The sequence below is a fragment of the Alteromonas sp. 009811495 genome (assembly GCF_028865455.1).
Lineage (GTDB): Bacteria > Pseudomonadota > Gammaproteobacteria > Enterobacterales > Alteromonadaceae > Alteromonas.
Genome location: NZ_CP113972.1, coordinates 3,807,284 through 3,830,969, shown reverse-complemented (window position 1 = coordinate 3,830,969; position 23,686 = coordinate 3,807,284). Strand labels below are relative to the sequence as shown.

The window sequence follows — 23,686 nt, the reverse complement described above, 5'->3', positions numbered from 1 at the left end:
ACTGCTAAAAGCGGCAATATTCCCCCCAATAGATAAGACACTTGGGGTGAAATATGTTTACGTTAAATCGCATTGCTCGATTATCACTTTTATTCATATCGATGAATATCGCTTGCGCGCACGCAGGTGAAATTTCCGCTGACTATATACGAGGTGAGGGAGACGTGGAGGGCATCAAGCTCGCTTACCGTTTCGATATCCTAAAGGGCTACGATTTTGACCCAAGAATAAAGGTGTATGCTGAAAGTAGTGTTAACTTTTGGAAGTATGGTACGCCAGATCACTACGACTCAAACTTTGTTGTCTCTATATCTCCAGTTCTTCAGTACACATTTTGTGAATGTATGGAGGGTGAACTATACGGTGAAGTAGGAATTGGCCTTTCTTTACTCGATGACACGGAATTTGCCGGAAAGGACGTGAGTACACACTATCAGTTCGAGGATCGGTTAGGTGTTGGGTATCGATTTGGCGAGACGCGAGAGTATTCTGTCGCGTTACGTTATTTTCATTACTCTAATGCGGGCTTTAAAAAGCCGAATCCTGGGCTCGACTTTATCAGCTTTTCCTTTTCAAAAGCATATTAGCGCAGAAACATCGGATATTTTTAATTCTTGAATTTAAACCTTTTTATTTCCTTTTACGACCAATAGGGAAATGAAAAAAGGAATTAAAAATAAATGTCTAAGAAAAGCTGGCACATGCTCAAGGTTATTGTATGTTTTGGTGTATTACTTAACTGCTCAGTATTGAATGCACAAACGACAAAGCACACTCCATTTAGTCAACAATTAACCGCCAAACAAGCACAAAGTGACATGGAGCAATGGTTTGATTGGTTGCATCAAACACATCCCGATCTCACACACAGTATTGAAAATGTGGATGTGTTTTACGATGAGTATGCGCGCATAAAGGCCAGTATAGTTGAGCCATTATCCGCTCTTGCGTTGTGGCAAAAAATGGCACCGCTTAACTCAATACTCGCAGATGGACATATAAAGGTGGGCCATGGATCCTCAAAACAGTGGCGCCAATGGATAACAGAAGGCACAGCGCTGTTTCCATTTGAAGTAGAGATAAAAGATGGAAGCCTATTTATCTTGCGAGATTTGTCTGAAGAGTCGAGTGAATATAAAGGCGCTAGAATTGAGTCAGTAAATGGTGAACGTGCAACGAGCATTCTAAACAAACTGTTGGTCAATACACACGGAGATACACCACAGTTTCGAGGTCACGTCTTACAAAGCCAATTCAACCGCCTTTTCTTTATGACCTATGGTCCGCATCAAACGTTTGATATTGAACTATTTCACAAAGCAGAAACGCAAAAGATAACCGTAAATGCGAAAGCAGCAATCCCTACTCATCTTAAAAAGCACACTTTTGAAGAGGTCTTTAATGTGACTTACGATGCCGAGACGGCGCTACTAACGCTTAACACTTTTGCATGGGACGACATAACACAATTTCTCCAATTTATGGACAGTACCTTTGCAGAAATTAAGCGCAGAAATATCGGTCATCTCATTATCGATATCCGCAATAATGGCGGTGGCAACGATAATATGTGGATGGCCGGCATACTTCGTTACATAGCAGATAAGCCCTATCGCCATTTCTCCTTTTATGAGTCTAAAATTTTACTGAAATATCGAGACCCCGGCCAAGTGGTAAGCAATATCGAGCGAGGTGAAAATACCCGAAGTATTCAACCAGAACCCGATCTCGAAAACTTCTTTCGGGGTAGAACGACGGTGCTCATTGATACCGGTACTTACTCATCTTCTATTGTCTTCGCCAATACCTTACAGGATTACGGATTTGCTCAGCTAGTAGGAAATCCAACAGGAGGCCGAAGTACACAAAGTGGTGGAATACAGTTTACTCAATTGACACACAGTGGATTGCAGATGATATCTCCTCGCTTTTTACTTATTAGACCAAATGGAACAAAGCAAATAACACCCGTAGTACCTGACTTTGGATATTGTGATGTCGCATTGCCTGACGTAGTTCAGCAATGTATATAAACACTCTCTATTGCACCTTCGAAAAGAAGATAATCTGCATACCATGTCACTCTTGCAAAGCATGAAGGGCGTCGTTTAGTTAAACAAGGTGAAGTGAACGCGACAGGTAATGAACTCTTTCATCGATGATTGCTGCTATCTTAAGTAGACATAATGGTATAAGTTTAATATTAGTAAAAACTGCAATAATTAAGCGTGTTAACCGTTCTTAGTATACATAATAGTATGCTTTAGAGAGAGACAATGGATACTACCAAGAAGTCAAAGAAAGCACATTTGGTCGAAACGGCACAAAAGCTGTTTTATCGCCAGGGAATAAAAGGTACTGGTATTGATGCGGTGTTAGCGGAGTCAGGTGTTGCTAAAAGAACGCTATACAACCATTTTAAATCAAAAGATGAGCTAATTATTGCTACGCTTAAGCGTCGAGATGATGAATTTATGTCGATGCTTAAACGCTTGGTGGCTAAATTCGAAAAAACAGAAAGCAATCAGGGACCTTATTGCCGAATTCTAGCCTTCTTTGATGCTATTACAGAGTGGACGCAAATGTCGACGTTTTCAGGATGTATGTTCATTAATGCGTCGGCTGAGTATCCGCGACAGGACGATCCCATCCATGCGATATGCACAATGCATAAAAAAGTGGTCATTCAATACATTGAAGAGTTAATTGGAAATTTAGCACTCAAACAGCCGAAGGAGACCGCGATTAAGCTAGCGCTCCTTGCCGATGGTGCAATTGTTAGTGCGCATACAACGAACCTTGCAGAAGCCGGTGAAATAGCGAAAGATATGGCGCTTATGCTGCTACGGGCGCAGAGCACAGAGCGCCAGCGTGGATAAATCAAGCGACTAGCGATTGACTGTTTTCTTGCTGCAGCCATTGCATTGGCGATACCCCTAATTTCTTGCGAAATACGCGCGCAAGGGCTGAGCCGTGTTCATACCCCACTTCATATGCCACATAATTAACGGACTTTTCAGCTTTAAGTAGCTTCTGAGCCATAGCCAATCGCAGGGACGTAATGTAGTCATTAGCAGTTTGTCCTACAGCGTCTTTAAACGACTCTGCAAATTTTGAACGCGACATTGCGCCTAGTTGAGCTAATGATTCCAGTGTCCAATTACGCGCAGGATCAGCATGAATTGCATCGATAACCTTTGACAGTTGCGGGTGGTTAATGGCAAGTAGCGTACCTTGGTGAAGTTGTCCATGTTCTGTTGCATAGCGCAACACTTGTAGCATGAACATTTCCCCTAATCTGTCAATCATGGTCGATTTTCCAAAGCGATGCTCACGAATTTCGTCAAGAAGCCACTTTATTGTCCATGAAATAGCATTGTCATGGCTTAGTTCAAGATAGAGTTCATCGGGAAGTGCATTTAACACCAAAGTTGGTGTTGGCACATGGAATTTAATACTCGCACTGATAAGTTGCACAGGTTCATCGCTGATAGATTCTATATGATGCTTAACGGGTTTAGGCATAAACAAAAGCGATGGCTTATCTAACAGTACCTCGTTGCCACCTTGGCGGTATACCTTAAGAGCACCTTTCTCTAAAAGGTGTAGCTGGCCTGCGCCACTAAAGTGTTTAATGCCAGCTAATGGGCCTACGTGATTAATAGAGCTGTCAAAGGAGTGTTGGGTGAGTAATTCGCTAATATCTTTCATAATCTATCTCGCAATCAATGTTTGACTAATCAAACCCCATTCCCGTAGCGAGAATCGCCACGACAGCTTAAGAATGAATTTGTACTTGTCTGTCTACTTTATGCTCTGCTTACAAGCCTAGCTCTGAAAGGCTAGGGTGGTCATCTGGGCGAATGCCAAGCGGCCAATGAAATAGGCGCTCCGACTCTGAAATTGGTACATCATTCAGTGCAGCGAAGCGATTTGTCATGAGTCCATTCTCGTTGAATTCCCAGTTTTCGTTGCCATACGATCTAAACCAATTTCCCGAGTCATCGTGCCATTCATACGCATAGCGCACGGCTATTCTGTTTTCTTCGAAAGCCCATAACTCTTTGATTAAGCGATAATCAAGTTCCTTTACCCACTTTCTCTCTAAAAAGCGTTTAGCCTCTTCACGGCCGCTAATAAATTCAGAGCGATTGCGCCACTGGGTATTTTCGCTGTAGGCGAGTGATACTTTTTCTGCATTACGGCTATTCCATCCATTCTCAGCAAGGCGCACTTTCTCAGTAGCGCTTTCTCTCGTAAAAGGAGGAAGGGGATGACGTTGTTCTTCACTTGTGCTCATAAGAAGGTCTCTTTGGTGTTTTATTGAACAACTTGATTCTAGTTTAAAGTAGACAGATCTGTATACATTTTGTTTTGCTAAGACTTAGCCAAAAAATGGTTAAATAAGAAATAAGGTGCAGAAAGCGCCTTCTAACGATGTATAGGCGCTTATTGGAGTAAACTGATTTAAAAAGCGAGTGTGGCTAGAGGCTTGTGAACGCAGGGCTCTAAGGCATGATACTAAAGGTTGCCGCTACCATTTGCGAATGAGGTTTCGATAAATGGTTGCGTCAAGCTGAGATTCTTGCTGTAACGATGTTTCAGAAAGGGTAAGTGCACTTTGTGCATCTTCAATAGTGGCGTATTGCATCCCATCAATATAAAAGCGGCTTTTTGCTGACACTGGCTTCCCGTCAAGAGAGAACGCATATTCTACCAAATGGGAACGGCGGGTTACGGACGACGCGCCGACATAATCAGCCACCCCATCATTATCGATATCTTTGGTTAACCAAGGTTTATTCAACAGTACGTTGTACGTGCCATTGTCTTGCAGGGTAACAATGGCGTCGTTAAATGCGGTAATGGTTTGCTGTGCATTGCTTGCTGTTTTTCTTATCGCCAATTGAAAGCCAGTTTTTACCATGGGTTTAGCAGAAAAGTGCAACAATTCTTCACCGTCATAGGCCAGCAGCAAGTTAAATTCATCAGCTAGCAGTTTAGTTGTTACAAGATAGGGCGCTCTATCATCAGCAAGCTGGCGAAACGCGTCGAAAGTGGTGGGGTTTCGTGACCACTTTATTTCCTTTAGTGCGCGAAAGGTGGGCGTATTAGCAAATCGGTTTTCAATTGCTACGCGGTTATCTTTTAAATGCGGAAACAGTCGTACGTTTTCGACATCATAACGCTTGCTAACAGCATATAGGTGTATCGGTAAGTAAATGTCAGACATGAAAAAGTCATCGGTGCTCTCACCTAAATTCACGTAGGCAAAATTACCGTCTACTTTGCCAGTTAACACGGCGCTGCCCAAGAACGCGTCGCGCATCACGTGAAGATCAACGCTCAGATTGGCTTGCGCAAAAGCATGACTGACAATAGCGTTTAGCCGAGCAGGTTCGCCGTCATCACTAACGTAAGTTTCAAACGGCGATGCTGCCAATGTAGTCGCAGCGCACACAGCTTTTGGCATAAGGCATGACACGGCTAGCAGTAAGGCGGTCAACACACGGCGATGTGTTGATATTGTTTTAATAAAAATGCGCGATGAACGAACCAGTGAAACGCTAGGCAAGATGATGTCTCCGTACTGCATACATGCTTTTACTACACTGTAATGCACAACAAAGGTTTAATCCAATGCGATGCTGTTACTCACCAAAACTTCCCGCAGGACCCGGGTATACCACAACACTCTCAATGCCATCGTTGTTCACACTGGCTACGCCAAAGAAGTAATTATCGATAACAATATTCTCAAGTGTTGCCTCTGTTACCTTACCTACAAACTTACTGTATTCCCATTGCGGCGCATCGGTATGGCGCCAATACACTTTATAACCTTTTAGTTGAGGGTTCTGCGTCGCACTTAGTGTATCCCACTTCAGCGTGGTTGACGGTTGAACGGCACCTTCAATAGTGACATTGGCTGGAGGATTGGGTGCCCACGCCATTGCCGCTAGCGACACCGCGTTAAGCCCCGTTAATTTTGCCGCATAGTCAAAATTCACACCCTCTAGCGTATCGCCATAAACAATGCCGTTTTCTGTGCGTAGATCTTGATGCTGTCGAGTATAGTTTTCGTTTGTCTCCATAATGCGAATACCCGGATAGCCCAAGTCATTGAAAGGACGATGATGACCTCCACGACCAAAGCGATCTAATCGGTACACCACCATAGTGTCTAGATTTTCAATATATTGATCGGCGATTTTGTCGATATAACGGGCTAGATTTCGACTTGGTGAGTCTACTTCTCCACCGGTGAAGCGACGGCGTCTTGCTTCTGACTCTGTCTCGGTTACGCGAGTGCCTTCGGCGAAAATACGCGCGGTGGTATTATTAATAACACCATTAACACCTTCGATGTTGCCAATCATGTCGTTGTTCAATACTGCTTTAATGCGCCAGCCATCTTCTTTGGCCTTGTTAGCCATAATGCGCCCACCAAACAAACCTTGCTCTTCTCCGGCAAGCGCCGCATAGACAATACTGCCATTAAATTTATACTGTGTTAGCACCCGTGCAGCTTCTAATGTGCCCGCAAGACCTGACGCATTATCATTTGCACCTGGTGCGTCAGAGGTATAGTCCATCACATCAGATACGCGTGAGTCGATATCACCAGACATAATAACGTAGCGGTCGGGATCAGTCGTGCCTCGCTGAATCGCAATTACGCTCACCACCTCAACAGGGTCTGGAATACGCTTTTCACCGCTTATAACTTCAGACTGGAAATACACTTCTAAGCAGCCACCGCATTGTGCAGATATCTTTTCGAATTCTGCCTTTATCCAACGTCTTGCAGCACCGATACCACGTGTATTCGACTCTGTTTCAGAGAGCGTATGACGCGTGCCAAAGTTCACTAGGGTAGTAATGTCGCTTTCAATTCGCGCCGGTGAAATGGCGTTGGCAATATCGTAAAGCGATTGAGATTGTTCGCTATTATTCGTTTGTGCAAACGAGGCCGGCAGAAATGAGGCACACAGTGCGGTTAAAAGAGTAGGTAATACCGATTTAGAATGGTTTTTTATCATTGTTTTCTCCATTGTTTGTGTTTTAACCATAACGAATACGGTGAAAACGAACAATTAGAGTAAACGTGTGAATAAGTTAGTTATCGCAATACAAAACAAAAAAACCGGCAGGACGCCGGCTTTTAACAATAAGGTGTGCTGTTAAATAAATGCGAATGCATCACCAAATAAGTTTTCTACTTTGAGACCGCGCTGAGTAAAGTCGTCGCGTACTACTTTTGCCATTTCAAAACGTCCGGCAACATAAACTTGGACACTCTCGAAGTTTGTATGGTCGGCCATTACTGCGTGATGTACCCAACCAGTGCGGCCTTTCCAATCGTCATTTGCAAATTCTACAACAGGAACAAAAGTAAAATGTGGGTTGGCCGCAGCTAATGCAGTGAGTTCGTCAGCCAAATAAAGGTCGTGTGCGTGCTTTGCACCCCAATACAATGTGACTGGTGTTTTATCGCCGCTATTTAGGTGCTCTTGCAAAATAGAGTAGGTGTAAGAAAAGCCCGTGCCACCTGCAATTAGTACCATAGGTAAGCCGTTGCTTTGCAAAAATGCATCGCCATTACCCACCACAACAGATACTTCGCCCTCTTCCTTCATGCGTGCTAGCACATCACCCGCATAGCTATTGCCTGGCTCTGCACCAATATGTAGTTCGATGCGGTTGTTGTCATAAGCCGCATTAGCAATGGAAAAAGGACGCATATCCTTTTCACCCATTACAATCATAGCGTATTGGCCCGCCTTGAAGTTCACGGTTTCAGAGGGAGTTAACTCAACTTTTTGTACTACTTCGGTTAAAGGCGTAATGCTTGCAACCTTACACTTAATTTCTGACATGTATTCTCTTCTTACCTTGTACTTCTTAGCTTATAATTTAACGTGACGCCTGTGGTAGCTCTGTGTTGTAGCTTTTTGTCGTTATAGCTTTTCTACGCCATACCGAACTACATAATACCAAGTTCATCCCAGATATCATCTACCCGCTTTTTCACGTCTTCATCCATCACGATAGGTACGCCCCACTCGCGATCGGTTTCGCCAGGCATTTTATTTGTGGCATCCATACCCATTTTCGAACCAAGCCCAGATACGGGTGATGCAAAATCGAGATAATCGATGGGGGTATTCTCAATCATTACTGTGTCGCGAGCAGGATCCATACGCGTCGTAATTGCCCAAATAACATCATTCCAATCACGCGCATTGACATCGTCGTCGCACACTATGACAAACTTGGTATACATAAACTGTCGCAAAAATGACCATACACCCATCATGACGCGCTTGGCATGCCCCGGATATTGTTTTTTCATAGTAACAACCGCCATGCGGTACGAGCAACCTTCAGGCGGTAGATAAAAGTCTACAATTTCTGGGAACTGCTTTTGCAAGATGGGCACAAACACTTCGTTTAGCGCCACGCCTAAAATGGCAGGCTCATCCGGTGGACGACCAGTGTAGGTAGAGTGATAAATAGGATCTTTACGATGTGTAATGTGGGTTACTGTAAACACAGGGAAGTCATCAACTTCGTTATAATAACCGGTGTGATCGCCATATGGCCCTTCTGGGGCAGTTTCATCTTGCGCAATGTAACCTTCAAGCACAATCTCTGCGCTGGCAGGTACCTGTAAATCGTTGCTTATTGATTTAACAACCTCTGTTTTATCACCTCGCAATAAGCCTGCAAACGCATATTCAGATAGCGTATCGGGAACAGGCGTAACAGCACCTAGGATTGTGGCAGGATCTGCACCTAGTGCAACAGAAACAGGGTAGGGTTCGCCCGGATGAGTTTGGCACCATTCGCGAAAATCTAACGCACCGCCTCTATGTGATAACCAGCGCATGATGAGTTTATTCTTACCGATGACTTGCTGGCGATAAATGCCTAAATTCTGGCGTTTTTTGTGAGGTCCTTTTGTGACACTTAAGCCCCATGTCACAAGTGGCGCTGCGTCTCCCGGCCAGCAGCGCTGAACCGGAATTTTTGACAAGTCAACGTCATCGCCCGTTAGCACTACTTCTTGGCAGGGCGCTTTTTTGAGTACTTTGGCAGGCATATTTAGCACCTGCTTAAATACGGGAAGCTTCTCCCATAAATCTTTCAGGCCCTTTGGGGGTTCTGGCTCTTTTAAGTAGGCCAGCAACTTGCCAACTTCGCGAAGTGACTCAACGGAATCTTGCCCCATGCCCATGGCAACACGCTCTGGTGTACCAAATAAATTAGCCAACACAGGCATATCGTGATTTTTCGGGTTCTCAAATAACAGCGCAGGACCGCCTGCTCGCAAGGTGCGATCAGCTATTTCTGTCATCTCAAGGTCAGTATCAATGGCTTGCTTTATGCGCACTAATTCGCCTTTTGCTTCTAACTGGCGAATAAAGTCGCGTAAATCTTTGTACTTCATTGGGCTGGCTTTTCCACAAACTTTAATTACGGCAAGAATATACTATTTTGAATGAAACTCCGATCAGTTCGCGGTGTGAAAACCAGATTAAACGTTTTACAGACAAAAATTACGCTTTACAGCGCAGGCAATTGGGTGTGATATAGGAAGTGTGGCAACAAGTAAGATAAAAAATTCTCATAGCGTAGCACGCCTAATGTGCGCTAATTGTTAACCCTTTGCCTAAGGTGGTTATATGACGATATTCGATCAGGACATGCTCGACGAGTTAAACCTATTACTTAAGTTTCCAACCGATAGCCTGCTTCAAGGTTTAAAAATTCATCACGACGCGAGCCAAACTATGGTTAACGCTGCATCAAGACTCTACGCCAAGGGACTTATTACCCAATCAGATGGCGGCTATCTCACCGATTTAGGTATTGATGTTGCCGATCATGCAAGGCACATGCAGTCAGCGTTGTGTCCACGAAAAAGTAGTCACTAGGCCGCTAACCGAGCTTCACGCGGCGCTCATTTGGAATAAGTATTCCGCGCGCCTCGTGTGTTCCGTTTCGTTGTGGTCACATCCTTCTGCTATTGCTGCTAAGTGGGTAGGTTCCAATGCGGGTTGGTTTAATTCGCCACTGATGTAAAGATGCATGCAGCGTGGTTAAGATATTCTATACTTTGTCGATAACCTAGTTACGCTTGCTTTGTGTTGTTTGATAGTTATGAAACGAAATTTGCCTTCTTTATTACCGCTGAGTTTATTGTCCGGACTGCTTATGGGAGTAATCGCGACAAATGCTGTTGCCCTTGAAGGGGAAACCGTAGAAGAGTTGCGTGCCGTACAGCTGTACAGCCAAGACAAACTTATCGAGATGATTAACGCCAATACGCACCTTGATAAAGTTGTAGAAGACCGTTGCCAGTTGGTACAAGACATTGAAGCCAGAGCCGATATTCTGAAAGTTCCTGCCTACCAGTTTTTGTGGGGAGACATGTTGGCGTGGGGAGTTTGCGTAGATGCCGCTCCTTCTCGAGGCATCGGCTATATGGAAGATGCAGCGAATCAGGGCTTGCCCGCAGCACTTGAACAACTGGGGCGTTACTATGCTAAAGGGACCTTAGTTCAGCAAGACAAATCTCGTGCCGTGGTGTATTTGCGCGAAGCCGCAGCACTTAAAAACTTAAAGGCACAAATTCGCTTAGTTGAACTGTTTTTAGAAGGCTATGGCAGCCCTTACGATTATGAAGATGCTTATCATTGGCTATACAACTCTGTGACTGACGATAAAACGCAGCATCAACAAATTGCATCTTATTTGGCTCGCTTAGAAAAGTTAATGCACCCCAAAGCGGTTCGTGAAGCTAAACGCCCATTAGATAGTTAACAGCGAATTCTACGCGCCTTTTACCGCTTGCGCTTACCCGTAAGCATAGGACGAAGAAGTTGGATGCGACCTTTGTGTTGTGTCCAAAAAACGGCGGCAATATGAACCAGTGCACAACCATACAGGGCATCTGCCATTAAGCTGTGCGTCCACTCTAGCTGACTATTGCCAAAAAATGCGTCAATTTCTTCCATTAAAAAACCGGTTACTCCCAGCCCGGCTATTAGCGTAATTACTGCAAAGACCATGAGCCATCCAAACGGATTATGGCCATGCGCTGTAGGCAATTGGTTGGCGTTAAGCTGTGTGATGTGAGTCTTAAACGATTGGCGTGTTAATTTGACAGTCTTAAAGCTAGCAAACGAAGACGCACTTGCTTTAAAGCCCCAAAAAATACGCACGACAATGAGGGCAAGTGCACAATAGCCTGCTATTTCGTGGATAAGCCTGCCCGGCTCGACAATAAAATAATTGATAACAAACGCAGCGACTAAACCCCAATGACACAAGCGCACTAAGGGATCCCAAATATAAATGTCATTGTTCGTTATAGTTTTCATCGGTAATAGTAGAGTTAGTCGTGCGCAGGTGGAATAAGCATACACAAACAAAAAACGCCACTTCAATAATCGTGGCGTTTTTTTTAGTGCATTGTATTTATTGCGCGTTAATAGCGCATATCAATACTTAAAGTGATAATTAGTGACGCTCTTCTTTCACTACACTGCCATCAACGGGGTTGAAATAAATTTCAACTTTGTTTTCGTCTTTATCAAAACCATAGATTTCGTAGCAGTTACCGCCAGTTACTTTGAATTCATTAATTTTGTAACCTTGAGCAAGCAATTTTGCTTGGAACATATCCTGATTTTGCCATTCTGACTGTGGCGCTGTTGTGCACTGAGTAGTACCGTGTTCTGCACTGCATGCACTTAATAGTGTTGCAGCACCAACCGCCATAGTCATCATAATTGCCTTTTTCATATTACTTTCCCTCAACATGGTATTGATTAAACAGCTGTAATACGCAGCGTACCATGCTTTTAGTTCAAATAACTATATATCCCATTAATAGGCTGATATTTATGTAAATTATGTCATAAAAGTGCCTTTCACTTGTCACTTTCACGTCATTGAACCGTCTTAAATCCGCACTACATTCTTTGTCTTCGCTGTTATTGACAGCTCATTCAATAAAAACATCAACACACACGTCAAAAGGAATAAGGTATGTACCCTCGCACGCTCATCGCCAGTGCAGTTTTACTCGCGTTTTCCCACTCTTCAATGGCGCAAACTCGTTCGCCAGATAGCGCAGATGAAAGTAATGATTATATAGAAGAGATCACGGTAACGGCGCAAATGCGCGAACAGTCTATTATGGATGTGCCTGTGACCATGGATGTAATAGGTGGTGAGTTTTTAGAGCGCACCAATATCATGGAACTTGACGAACTCTCTCGCATACTCCCCAATGTTCAAATTCAAGAACAAGCGGTAAGTCTACCTTCGTTCAATATTCGAGGCGTCACTGATGATGTGTCGTCAGTATCGGCAACGCCGCGCATTTCTGTCTACCAAGACGGTTTCGATATCAGTAAAAAGACAGTATCAAGTGTTGCATTATTTGATATCTCGCGTGTGGAAGTCTTAAAAGGTCCTCAACCGACGTTATTTGGTGTGGCGGCTGCTAATGGTGCTATCAGTATTCATTCCAACACTCCCACCAACGAAGAAGAAGCCAAGGTTCAAGTTGGTTTCAATAGCGAACAGGGTGAAGAACTTGAGTTCATGTATAACCTTCCTGTGAATGACAATCACAGCTTTCGCCTAGCCGGCCTTTACCGCGATATAGATGGCATTGTTAAAAATAACGCATGTAGCAAAGATGCTTATTACGGCTTTGGTGATATGTATAACCATAATGGCAATGCAGAAGCGTGCAATAGCGAAGACTTGCAAGGTGTATCGGTGCAAGCGTTGCGCGCAACCTATAAAGCTACTTTTGATAAGCTAGAAGTCATCGCGCGTGCTGCGATGGAGTACAACGATCAACCTGGTATCGCATTTAAATCAGGCTCCATTGCGCCGAACAATGGTGATACTAGCCCATTCAGCGCTGCTGAGTTTAGTTTGGGAAGCGAGTTAGGAATAGAGCGTACATTACAAGCATACGATATCACAGCGAACGTCGATATAAACCAAACGCTTAGTTTACATGCAGACGCGTTTTACAAAGATGTTGAAGTAAGCGAAGGGTTTGATGCAGACGGTTCGGCGCTTCGAATTCAAGATGCTTATTTTGATAATGACGCGACATTAAAAGGTGGCTCTGTGCGTCTGGTCTATGACTCGGGCGACAAACTAGCAGGCTTTATTGGTGCTTCAATCAATCAAGATGACTCAATTTTGCCTTACTATGTCATGTTCGATCCGTTTGTACGTGGAACGTTTGACGCAGTCAAGGCGCAACTGGAAGCGACTTCAAACATTCCGCTTAACCAAAATATCGCTACCAATGCTTCGCTGTCTGATATTGAAGCGTTACGCAGTGTATTGGTCTCGTCATTGTTTAATGCAGATGGTACGCCTATTTCAAACCCTGACTTACCACCTATTATGGTGCAAGGTCCATTTACCTTTGAAGCTGAATTGGATATTCGAAGCTACGTTGCGGAACTTTCTTATTTTATCACTGACAATATCAATGTGACGGCTGGAGTGCGATACATTGATGAAACACGTTACACTCGCAATACGTTTGCTTTACCGGGTGGGCCTTTTACCTTCGAAGGCGAGGGTGATTTCGATGATACCTTACCCCGCTTTGCAGTGAGCTATGATGTGAATGACAACTGGAATGTGTATGCAAACTATGCCAAAGGTCGTCGTTCACCGGTTGTTGACGCAAATGCTGGGGGCACAACCATCACTAAAGCTGAAATGGTCGATAGCTATGATCTCGGTGTGAAATATCAAAGTGCTAACTTCCTTTTTTCAGGTGCTATTTTCACCTATGAGTACAGTGATTATCAGCAAAGCTATACCGACCAAGACACGCTTCAGTCGATTACCGTGACAGTGGGAGATTCTACTATGTCAGGTATTGAAGGTATGGCGACCTATAATTACAGTGACACCTTAACATTCACTGCAAGTCTGGGTTTTCTTGATGCGGAGTTTGCCGAGAATACAGCTGATGGCTCGCCTTTTCAGTACGGTGGCAACAAGTTTCGTCTTGCGCCCGAAGTAAGCGGTGCGATAAACATCAATAAACTGTTTAACGTTGGCAACTGGACCTATGATGTGAATTGGCTGACCAGTTTCCAGTCTGAAGTCTTTTTTGAAAGTAGTAACTATCCGGGGTTGTCTCAAGACACGTATTCACTCACTGATGTATCGATTAAACTCAACAACGCCGATAGTGCATTCTCGTATGAAGTGTATGTGAACAATGTATTTGATAAAGAGTATGTAATTGACGCGGGTAATACGGGAGGTGGATTGGGCATCCCAACTTTCGTCCGCGGTATGCCGCGCATTGGTGGTGTGCGTCTTTACTATGCATTCTAGAAGTTTGCCAAATTAGCGTGTATAGAAAGCGTGTATAAAAGCGTGTTTAAAAAAGCCGTCACTGAATAAAACAGGTGACGGCTTATTTACTCACAAACATATCCCCACTGTGCTTACCACATTATGCGTTAATCTCAAAGGTATGGGTATTTGAGATTTTGCCATCTTTCGTCAATATGGCATCGACAAAGTGCCATGTGGCAGTCGCATTTTCTTCAGTGATCTCGAGCGTAAGAAAGCCGCGCTGGTGCAAATTACAATAAGCTAAATCGTCAATAAGCAGTGGTAAGTCATTTGCTAATGTTGTAGCCGCTTCATCGTCCATCGATAAATAGTGCTCCATACCAGGAGAAGTTACACCCGGTGTAGCCAGCTCTGTTGCGACAACCGTTCCGTTTTCTAGCGTAAGCGTGTTGTGCCAGGCGTTATGTGTATCACCTGCCAAGGCGATAACCGGTTTATTGAGATTGTTGAGTGCAGTAAGTAAACGTTCCCGCTCAACCGGATAGCCATCCCATGCATCCAAATTGTAGGGCATGACAGTATTGATAAGAGACAGCTCTTTATCAGATAGCGTTTCACCTTGCGTTTGTTTGCGTTTCAAATTTGCCAGCGTATGAACATGAGCTGGAATTTGCTCGCGAGGAACGCCATTAAAGATAGATACCGGAAACAACATGCGACCAATGAGCAACTGTTGCCCTAACACCTGCCACTTTGCCTTGCTATTTTGCATCGCAGTGTTTAACCAGTCTCGTTGCGCATCACCTAAAAGTCCACGACTTGGCTCGCTGATATCTTTCATAAAAGTGGCTTTGTCGAATTCCTTGGTTTCACTGTCTCTATAGTGCGCATATTCAAGCTGCTTGTCGCGAGCCAGGACACGCGTGTCTAGCATGTAAAGGTCGAACAACGAGCCAAAGGTAAATTGTCGATAGATTTCTAATCGCTCAGCACCAAACGGTGGGCGTATGGGTAACCATTCGTAGTATGCTTGAACTGCAGCTGCTCTTCGGGCATAAAAATCGCCTTCATCACTTTGATGGTTTTCAGCTCCGTCTTTATAGGTGTCGTTGGTGATCTCGTGGTCATCCCAAACCACAATAAAGGGCTTATTCTGATGAAGCGCAAGCAGGCCTTCGTCGGTACGATATAGAGCGTAGCGTTTTCGGTAATCTGTCAGTGTAAATAGCTCAGTATCATTGTCTGGCGCAAAAGTGCGGCCAATCTCTTTTGCATGTTCTGTCGCATAACCTTCACCGTCGTACTCGTAGATGTAGTCACCTAAATGCAAGACATAATCGATACTGTTATTTTTGGCGGCCTCCATGTAAGGCGTAAAGAAACCAGCAGGATAATTTGAACAAGAAAAAATACCCAATGTCACTTTATCTACATCTTGAGACGGTAACGTTTTCGTTTCGCCAATGGGACTTGTGTTATTGGCACTGATAAAGCGATAAAAGTATGTGCTATCTGGCGATAAACCTGCCACATCAACTTTTACGGTAAAATCGCTACTTGCCATAGCTTGTACGTTACCGCTAGCAACTATATTGGCGAAGGCCTTATCTGTAGCAACTTCCCACAGGATATCGGCTTTAACGCTTGCTGATGGTGGCTGAGCCCTTGTCCATATAATGACGGCGTCGCGAAGTGGGTCGCCACTGGCAACGCCATGGGTAAACTCGGCATTGGTTTGTGACGTAGTACTAGAAACGCACCCTGCCAACCCTGTAGATACTGCCACAGTAGCGCCCGTGAGTGATGATAATTTGATAAACGTTCTTCTATCCATAGTGCCTGCTTATTTGGTAATGGTATTTATTTGAACAGTCAAATAAGAAAAAAGGGTGGGTTAAATTTATACGTTGGCTATATGACAGGGTGATGTCAATGTAAGCAGTTCGCTGTAGTGGCTGAAAAGTAAAACACAAAAGGGCGGTAGCAAGTGTAATTACTACGCCGTGTTTTAAGCGAAATGCTGTTATACTGTGCAGCAAACGACCACATTAACTAGGTTTTAGTGATGAGGTTACAGCAAATACAAAGTAAAAAACGGAATGAAAAACACGTGATGTGTTTTGTCGTTTCCTTTGAAGCAATAAAAGGTAATTTATAAATACATGAGTGATGATCCGCATTATCAGCGCGAGAAAGAGAAGTACGAAAATCCGGTAGCAAGCCGTGAGTATCTAATGAGCTTGCTAAAAGAACACGACACACCACTGTCGTTCCTTGATATCTGTAATTTAGTGAACGCTTTTGATGAAGATGCCCGTATTGGCATTCAGCGTCGACTTCGCGCTATGGAGCGAGAAGGGCAAGTACAGTTTACTAAGCAAAAAAAGTACATACTTCAAAACCGTGATGAACTGATTAAAGGCCGCATTATTGGCCATCGTGACGGTTACGGATTCTTGCGCCCTGAAGATAAAAGCGGTGATTTGTTTATCAGTGCTGGGCAAATGAACTTGTTTATGCACGACGATGTTGTTGAAGCTCGCATTAGCGGGACCGATCGACGTGGGCGCAAAGAAGCATTTGTAACTCAAGTCATTGAAGCACGCAGCGAACCCATTGTTGGCCGCTACTTCGTTGAGCAAGGTTTTGGCATGGTTGTGCCTGATGACAGTCGTTTACAGCACGAAATTGTTATTCCACCAGAAAGCACACACGGTGCTCGCATGGGGCAAGTGGTAGTGGTTGAACTTACTCAACGTCCACGCCGCAAAATGAGTCCGGTGGGAAAAATCGTAGAAGTGCTTGGTGAGCATATGGCTCCGGGGATGGAAATTGAAATGGCATTACGCACTTTCGATATTCCGCATCAGTGGCCTAAAGGTGTGACCAAACAGATTGAAAGCTTAACGGATCAAGTACCTGATGAAGCAAAAGAAGGGCGAATTGACTTACGTCAGTTGCCCCTCGTGACCATTGATGGTGAAGATGCTCGGGATTTCGATGATGCCGTTTACTGTGAACCCCTCGATGACGGTGGCTGGCAACTGTGGGTGGCTATTGCTGATGTTAGTCATTACGTGCGCACTGGTTCTGCATTAGACGACGAAGCTCAGCAACGCGGTAACTCGGTTTATTTTCCTGACCAAGTGATTCCTATGTTGCCCGAAGTACTTTCAAATGGTCTTTGCTCACTGAACCCTGAAGTAGACAGGCTGTGCATGGTGTGTGAAATGACCATCAGTGCGCAAGGCACATTAGACGAGTTTCAGTTCTATGAAGCTGTAATGAACTCTCATGCGCGCCTTACCTACACTAAGGTGTGGAATATTTTGCAGGGTGATAAAGAGCTTCATCAGCGCTATGAAGCGCATGTACCGCACCTTCGCAACTTACATGACTTGTATAGAGCGTTGAAAAAAGCGCGTGCTAAACGTGGTGCAATAGAATTTGAAACCCAAGAAGTGAAGTTTGTCTTCAATGCGCAACGTAAAATAGAAAACATCGTGCCGCTTGTACGTAATGATGCGCACAAGCTTATTGAAGAGTGCATGATCATGGCAAACGTGAGTGCGGCATTAATGCTAGAAAAGCATGAGGCCCCAGCGCTATATCGAGTACATGACAAGCCAGATGCTGACAGGCTGACTGCATTTACCAGCTACTTGGGTGAAATTGGTATTCCTCATCGCATTACTGAGGATGCAGAGCCTGCCGCCTTTACCGATGTGGTACTTAAAACGCGCGGACGCGTAGACGAAGAGCTCATTCAAACTATGTTGCTTCGCTCTATGAAACAAGCCATTTATGACGGCGACAATGTCGGTCACTTTGGCTTAGCGCTTGAAGCGTATGCGCATTTCACCTCGCCTATTCGCCGTTACCCTGACCTTGTTGTGCATCGCGCCTTAAAAGGCATCATTGCTAAACAACAAGGGAAAAAAGCGGTAAGTGGTGCGAAAAACTACACTATTGATGAAATTGAGCAGCTGGGAGAGCAATGCTCGATGACAGAGCGTCGTGCTGACGACGCTACCCGCGATGTTGCAGACTGGCTCAAATGCGAGTTTATGCTCGACCACGTCGGCGATACCTTTGAAGGCGTTGTTAGTTCAGTCACCAACTTTGGCTTGTTTATCCGTTTAACCGAATACCATATTGATGGCTTAGTGCACATTACCTCGTTAGACGATGATTTCTACCACTATGACGATGTGAAACAAGCATTGGTAGGAGAGTCGGGTCATCGCCAATTCAGGTTGGGTGATACGGTAGAAGTGAAAGTGGCTGCGGTTAACCTTGATGAGAGAAAGATTGATTTATTGCTCGATAAGTCTATGCTGCGCGGCGCTGGCGGTAAGAAAGTAAAAGTGAAGTCTGCCAAGAAAGCATCAAGCAAAGGTAAGCGATACCACAGTGAGGCGCCAAAAGGCAAAGGCGGCGCGTCAAAATCGTCGGGCGCCCGATCATCTGGTAAAAGCACTGGAAAAAGTGGCAAAACATTAAAGCTAAATAAAAGAGGTAAGCGTTAAATGGCGCAGCAAGAATGGTTATACGGTTTACATGCTATGCAGTCGGTTCTAGAGAAAGAGCCCGAGCGTGTAATGGAAGTATTGGTGTTGAAAGGGCGCAACGATGAGCGCTTGACGACAATTGTTAACCAAGCCCGCCGTTTCGGTATTTCTGTTCAGTTTTGCCAACGAAAGGCACTCGACGATAAGGTTAATGGTGAACAGCATCAAGGTGTGGTTGCTCGCGCAAAGCCTGCTCGCGTATTAGACGAAGCTGATCTCGATACAATTTTAGCGCGTGAATCTCAGCCATTAATTCTTGTGCTGGATGGCATCACCGATCCTCACAACTTAGGTGCATGTTTGCGCACAGCCGACGGTGCTGGTGTTCACGCTGTGGTTGTGCCAAAGGATAAGTCAGCCAGTCTCAATGGTACAGTTAGAAAAGTGGCGTGCGGAGCGGCAGAAGTGGTACCGCTCATTCAAATCACCAACTTATCTAGAACGCTTAAGCACCTTCAAGAGAAGGGATTATGGGTTGTCGGTACGGCAGGGGAAACAGATAAGACCTTGTATGACGTCGATCTTAAAGGCCCAACTGCTCTCGTCATGGGTGCAGAAGGCAAAGGCATGCGCAGATTAACCAAAGAAACGTGCGATGAACTCGTTAAATTGCCCATGGCCGGCAGCGTAACAAGTTTAAACGTGTCTGTTGCTACCGGTGTATGCTTGTACGAAATCGTTAGACAGCGCGGACTTTGATCCGCGCGTTTGCGTTTAGCGACACATCTCCTCATTTCTCTTACTTTCCTTAATTTCTTACGCCTCTTTAGTTTTTCTTAATATTCTTGTCTAAAATCTGTTTTCGCTTTTGCAAGTTGTTGCAAAATGGCGACGATGTTGTGCTTTATGTATTTATTTTCGCTGCCAAGTCCCGATATTTAAGTAAATCTTATCACTTCTTAATATTTTGTTACATTTGTTCTTGTTGAATTAATGTTAATTATGAAAGTTTATTCCTACTATGAATGTGCTCGTAACGCAGAGCTTATGTGGTTTCGATACTGAACGTTGCTTTTAAGCGCTTTTTTTTAAGTATAAAAAGCGCAAACCAGGGTTAAGGCAATATACGTAAGGTGTTGATTAGCTGGCTAATATGGGCGTTGTGTGTAGTTGCCTAATGTGCAACTTCACATTTACTCGACACGCGGGTACGTCGTTGCAACGCAGTTGCGTCGGTAGTCATGGATGAGCATTTCGTATGAGGTAACGGTAACACCTGTATGTCATCAAATAATAAAAGCGTTTCTAAAGTACGGAAAATAAAAACAGTACAGAAACACAACAAGACAGATAAACAGGAAATAAAATTGAACTCTAAGTTAAATAAGAAACACACATGTATAACGGCAGCTGCATTAGCTGTATCACTTGGCTTAACAGGTAACTCTGCAATGGCGGCAAGCGAAGGGCTTGTCAAAGTGAAAGAGAAACCACAAAACCTACAAACTGCTTTGGGTAAGCGCCTGACATTAGGCATTGACCAAGTAGTTGAGCAAGAACGCTATATCATTAAGTTCAAAGACGAGATGACAAGCGAGTACGCAACAATGTCTGTTGAAAAAGGCAACATGGCAAGCGCTAAAGCAAAAGGAAAGGAAAAACGTCCTTTCGACATTGTCACGGCGCGTTCAGAAGTTCGCAAAGCGGGCGGTAATATTAAGAAAGAGCTTAAACAGCATAAGATGGTCGCTGCAACGATGTCTAAAGCTGCGCTTAACAAGCTTCGCAAAAACCCCAACATTGAAAGTATCGAGGTTGATGTACGTCGTAAACCAATGGCGCAATCTACGCCTTACGGTTACACAATGGTACAAGCAAACCAGTTTGGCCAGTCTGACACTCAAGCACGCAAAGTGTGTATCATTGATACTGGTTACAACTTAGGCCACCCAGATTTACCGGGTACTAACGATGGCGTAACAGGTCAAGCAAACAACAGTGCAGTAGGTAACTGGTACAACGATGGTAATGGTCATGGTACTCACGTGGCTGGCACTATCGCTGCCTATGACAACAACGAAGGGGTAGTAGGTGTATACCCTGGTGTTGATATGCATATTGTTAAAATCTTTAACGACAACGGTCAATGGACATATGCGTCAGACCTAATCGATGCGATTACACAGTGTCAGTCTGCTGGCTCAAACGTGGTAAACATGAGCTTAGGTGGTGGTAGTGCATCAACAGCAGAGCAAAATGCGATGCAGAGCTTTACTGATGCAGGCATGTTACTTGTTGCCGCTGCAGGTAATGACGGCAACAGTGCTAAGTCATATCCTGCTTCATATGATGCGGTAATGTCAGTGGCAGCGGTAGATTCAAATGAGAATCGTGCAAGCTACAGCCAATACAACAACCAAGTTGAAATTGCGGCGCCAGGTAGCGCAGTACAGTCAACTTACCCAACTAATACCTACGCATCGCTAAGTGGTACATCGATGGCAACGCCACACGTAGCAGGTGGTGCAGCATTAGTATGGAGTTATTTCCCGCAGTGCTCTAATAATCAGATTCGTAATGCATTAACGGCAACGGCGAAAGATAAGGGTAGCGCTGGACGCGACAACTTCTACGGCTATGGCTTGATGCAACTTGCTGATGCGTACAACTATCTTAATACGAATGGTTGTGCTGGTGGTGGCGGTGGTGGCGGCGGTTCAGAGCCAGGTGTTGAGCCTGTATCTGGTCAGCTTACCAATCTATCTGGTACGCGCAGAAACTGGGACCGCTACACTTGGACCATTCCCGAAGGTGTTACGCAAATGACAATTAGTACATCAGGTGGTTCTGGCGATGCGGACTTGTACGTTAAGTTTGGTTCTCAACCAGAGACCAATAGCTATGATTGTCGTCCGTACCAAAATGGCAACAACGAAGTATGTACATTTGATGCGCCAGCATCAGGTACTTGGCATATAGGTATCCGTGCTTACTCAAGCTACAGCGGATTAACCTTATCTTACTCGTATGAGTAATTATTAAACGTCTCCCTTTTAAGCCTGCTTATGCAGGCTTTTTTTTGTTTTCAATAATGGGAAGAACCGTTGCTATGAATTGGTAAATGTAAAGATTCCTTAAAGAAAAGTCAGCTTTGCAAAGATGGCGTAAAGCGGTGAACCTCTCGCTTCCCTTAAGGCCATATGGCGGTATTGTGCAAGCACTTCGGCGCAGCTTGCGCGAATTTTTCGCGTTCAACCGTCTTTCGAAACACCTTAAGGAAATTCAATTTATGCAACTATCCACACCATCTGTGAGTATGACAGTAGGTTTTAGAACAATAATATGTGGGCTTATCGTATTATTAGGGCTTAGCGCTTGTGGCGGCTCAGATAGCAGTAGTTCTGATTATACTTATGCGTACGTGCAGTTTTACAACGCATCACCTAATGGCGCAAACGTAGAAATGCGCGAAGTTGACGGCGATAGCTTTGGTTCGGCGCAATTTGGTGATACTACGTCTATGTACTCGCTAGAAAGCGGTGAATTGGAACTTGAGTTCATTCGTACTGACTCAGATGATCAAGAAGTTCTTATCGATACGATTACCGTTGACCTTCGCGAAGGTTATAAAACCTTGATTGTGATGAGTGGAGATTTTGCTGCACCGTCTTTTTCTAACTACCAATATGAAAGAAAAACGTTAGAAGACCATTTTCGTTTGTTTGCGTTATCGGTAACGGCTGATAATGCGTCATACGATTTCTATATGAGTGAGTCAGGTGACCCATTTGAAGCTGCAAATTACTTAGGAAGCGCAAACGCTGGCGACCTAGGGGAGTTTGTATTTTGGGATGCTGATGATGACAGTGACTATTTTGATGAAGGCGAGTACACAATTTATCTCACCGAGCCGGGTAGCGATGAGGTCATATTTGAATCGCAGACTATCGACTTCATCTATGAAACAGAATACGTTCTTACTTTGCGCGACGTAAGTGGTGCTATTCAAGAAGGCTTAGTTGTAGACACTATTCTTAATTCATCAACAGTAACGGCACTCACTGATGTTGAAGCTGACTCACAATATCGTATTTATAACTCGTCAAATATTGATGCAGATCTACAAGTGAGCTTTGGGGGGAATACCGACGAAGAAGATGTGAGCTTTACATTATCGGCTGGTGAGCTTTCTTCATTTACCGCCATTCGATATGGCGATTATAGAGTAACAGTGACAGACCCTTCTGGTAGTGCTACTTCACTCAATAATAAATTGATCACGTTAAATCAAGGCGAGAGCAAAGCCATACTGATTTATAACAATGACGACAAGCTTGGTGCTGCTACCTTTGTAGAAAGCGGCTTACCTCAAGCCTACGATAAAACTGTTAATTTCATCAATTTAGTTAACGATTTCGACGACGTTGACTTTTACTTAGTGCGTAATGATGAAACCATCGATACCGCTGAATACGACCTGCAAAACTTAGAATTTGGTGAAAGCGCGAGTGAGGTACTACCTTCCGACTACTACGAAGTCATAGCGGTTTACGAAGATGATAATGGCGAGCAAGTGCTGCTTGATAGAACCGCATTGTTTGGGTTTGTTGAAGAAGAAAACTACATTGTGACTGTTGAGCCCGCTGATACCGCTACAGGTTATGAAATTCGCGTGCTTTATTAATGGTTTAGTGATTTTTTATACTAATTGATAATGAGGAAAACTTTCATCTTTGCCAATTTAACTTAACTTTAAAGGGCTAGGCGCGTAAGTGTCTGGCCCTTTTTTAATGGTGTTCGAGGAGTGA

At 44.2% G+C, this 23,686-nt stretch carries 19 protein-coding genes; 10 read left to right on the top strand and 9 right to left on the bottom strand.

Translation table 11 applies throughout. The annotated features are described in order from the left end of the window. Nucleotides 1–53 precede the first annotated feature (53 nt). The 3 genes from OZ660_RS17205 (at nt 54) to OZ660_RS17195 (ending at nt 2,879) form a co-directional block, all read left to right on the top strand. The gene (locus OZ660_RS17205; protein WP_274741772.1) at nt 54–587 is read left to right on the top strand and encodes an acyloxyacyl hydrolase; all 534 of its coding nucleotides are present in this window, start codon (nt 54–56) and stop codon (nt 585–587) included. 93 nt (nt 588–680) lie between these two features. Next, complete coding sequence (locus OZ660_RS17200; RefSeq protein WP_274741771.1) at nt 681–2,033, top strand: S41 family peptidase; 1,353 nt, start codon at nt 681–683, stop codon at nt 2,031–2,033. 243 nt (nt 2,034–2,276) lie between these two features. Then, on the top strand, nt 2,277–2,879 hold the full coding sequence (locus OZ660_RS17195) for a TetR/AcrR family transcriptional regulator (RefSeq protein WP_274741770.1): 603 nt from the start codon (nt 2,277–2,279) through the stop codon (nt 2,877–2,879). A 1-nt stretch (nt 2,880) separates the two neighbouring features. Here OZ660_RS17195 and OZ660_RS17190 read toward each other — a convergent pair whose 3' ends face one another. The 6 genes from OZ660_RS17190 to ubiD all read right to left on the bottom strand — a co-directional run bounded on the left by OZ660_RS17190 (nt 2,881) and on the right by ubiD (nt 9,454). Then, nucleotides 2,881–3,711, bottom strand: coding sequence for a helix-turn-helix domain-containing protein (locus OZ660_RS17190; RefSeq protein ID WP_274741769.1), 831 nt, complete (start codon nt 3,709–3,711; stop codon nt 2,881–2,883). Between the two features lie 109 nt (nt 3,712–3,820). Then, nucleotides 3,821–4,300 carry a nuclear transport factor 2 family protein gene (locus tag OZ660_RS17185; protein WP_274741768.1) on the bottom strand — a complete coding sequence of 160 codons (480 nt, stop codon included), beginning with the start codon at nt 4,298–4,300 and terminating at the stop codon, nt 3,821–3,823. Between the two features lie 234 nt (nt 4,301–4,534). Next, nucleotides 4,535–5,596, bottom strand: coding sequence for a substrate-binding periplasmic protein (locus OZ660_RS17180; RefSeq protein WP_274741767.1), 1,062 nt, complete (start codon nt 5,594–5,596; stop codon nt 4,535–4,537). Nucleotides 5,597–5,651: 55 nt separating this feature from the next. Next, the gene (locus tag OZ660_RS17175) at nt 5,652–7,043 is read right to left on the bottom strand and encodes a M28 family metallopeptidase (protein WP_274741766.1); all 1,392 of its coding nucleotides are present in this window, start codon (nt 7,041–7,043) and stop codon (nt 5,652–5,654) included. A 141-nt stretch (nt 7,044–7,184) separates the two neighbouring features. After that, entirely contained in the window at nt 7,185–7,880 is a 696-nt protein-coding gene (fre, locus tag OZ660_RS17170) for an NAD(P)H-flavin reductase (RefSeq protein ID WP_274741765.1), read from the bottom strand. Nucleotides 7,881–7,987: 107 nt separating this feature from the next. Beyond that, nucleotides 7,988–9,454, bottom strand: coding sequence for a 4-hydroxy-3-polyprenylbenzoate decarboxylase (gene ubiD / locus OZ660_RS17165; protein ID WP_274741764.1), 1,467 nt, complete (start codon nt 9,452–9,454; stop codon nt 7,988–7,990). 235 nt (nt 9,455–9,689) lie between these two features. Here ubiD and OZ660_RS17160 point away from each other — a divergent pair, with 235 nt between their 5' ends. Together OZ660_RS17160 and OZ660_RS17155 are read left to right on the top strand one after the other, a co-directional pair. Further along, entirely contained in the window at nt 9,690–9,941 is a 252-nt protein-coding gene (locus tag OZ660_RS17160) for a TIGR02647 family protein (protein WP_159627433.1), read from the top strand. 226 nt (nt 9,942–10,167) lie between these two features. Continuing rightward, nucleotides 10,168–10,830, top strand: a complete 663-nt coding sequence (locus tag OZ660_RS17155) for a tetratricopeptide repeat protein (protein WP_446698942.1) — start codon at nt 10,168–10,170, stop codon at nt 10,828–10,830. Nucleotides 10,831–10,850: 20 nt separating this feature from the next. Here OZ660_RS17155 and OZ660_RS17150 read toward each other — a convergent pair whose 3' ends face one another. Both OZ660_RS17150 and OZ660_RS17145 read right to left on the bottom strand, forming a co-directional pair. Next, nucleotides 10,851–11,390: a cytochrome b/b6 domain-containing protein gene (locus OZ660_RS17150; protein ID WP_274741763.1), complete on the bottom strand. Its 540-nt coding sequence runs from the start codon at nt 11,388–11,390 to the stop codon at nt 10,851–10,853. 139 nt (nt 11,391–11,529) lie between these two features. Beyond that, nucleotides 11,530–11,814, bottom strand: a complete 285-nt coding sequence (locus OZ660_RS17145; RefSeq protein ID WP_202262601.1) for a PepSY domain-containing protein — start codon at nt 11,812–11,814, stop codon at nt 11,530–11,532. 246 nt (nt 11,815–12,060) lie between these two features. On the opposite strand from OZ660_RS17145, the gene OZ660_RS17140 reads away from it, so the two are divergent. After that, entirely contained in the window at nt 12,061–14,403 is a 2,343-nt protein-coding gene (locus OZ660_RS17140; protein ID WP_274741761.1) for a TonB-dependent receptor, read from the top strand. A 121-nt stretch (nt 14,404–14,524) separates the two neighbouring features. On the opposite strand, the gene OZ660_RS17135 is transcribed toward OZ660_RS17140, so the two are convergent. Continuing rightward, the gene (locus OZ660_RS17135) at nt 14,525–16,201 is read right to left on the bottom strand and encodes an alkaline phosphatase D family protein (protein WP_274741760.1); all 1,677 of its coding nucleotides are present in this window, start codon (nt 16,199–16,201) and stop codon (nt 14,525–14,527) included. 328 nt (nt 16,202–16,529) lie between these two features. Here OZ660_RS17135 and rnr point away from each other — a divergent pair, with 328 nt between their 5' ends. The 4 genes from rnr (at nt 16,530) to OZ660_RS17115 (ending at nt 23,562) form a co-directional block, all read left to right on the top strand. Further along, nucleotides 16,530–18,896, top strand: a complete 2,367-nt coding sequence (gene rnr / locus OZ660_RS17130; RefSeq protein WP_274741759.1) for a ribonuclease R — start codon at nt 16,530–16,532, stop codon at nt 18,894–18,896. Next, nucleotides 18,897–19,637, top strand: a complete 741-nt coding sequence (rlmB, locus tag OZ660_RS17125; RefSeq protein WP_159627421.1) for a 23S rRNA (guanosine(2251)-2'-O)-methyltransferase RlmB — start codon at nt 18,897–18,899, stop codon at nt 19,635–19,637. Between the two features lie 608 nt (nt 19,638–20,245). Then, nucleotides 20,246–21,913, top strand: coding sequence for a S8 family serine peptidase (locus OZ660_RS17120; RefSeq protein ID WP_159627419.1), 1,668 nt, complete (start codon nt 20,246–20,248; stop codon nt 21,911–21,913). A gap of 254 nt (nt 21,914–22,167) precedes the next feature. After that, on the top strand, nt 22,168–23,562 hold the full coding sequence (locus OZ660_RS17115; RefSeq protein ID WP_274741755.1) for a DUF4397 domain-containing protein: 1,395 nt from the start codon (nt 22,168–22,170) through the stop codon (nt 23,560–23,562). The last annotated feature ends 124 nt before the right edge of the window (nt 23,563–23,686 follow it).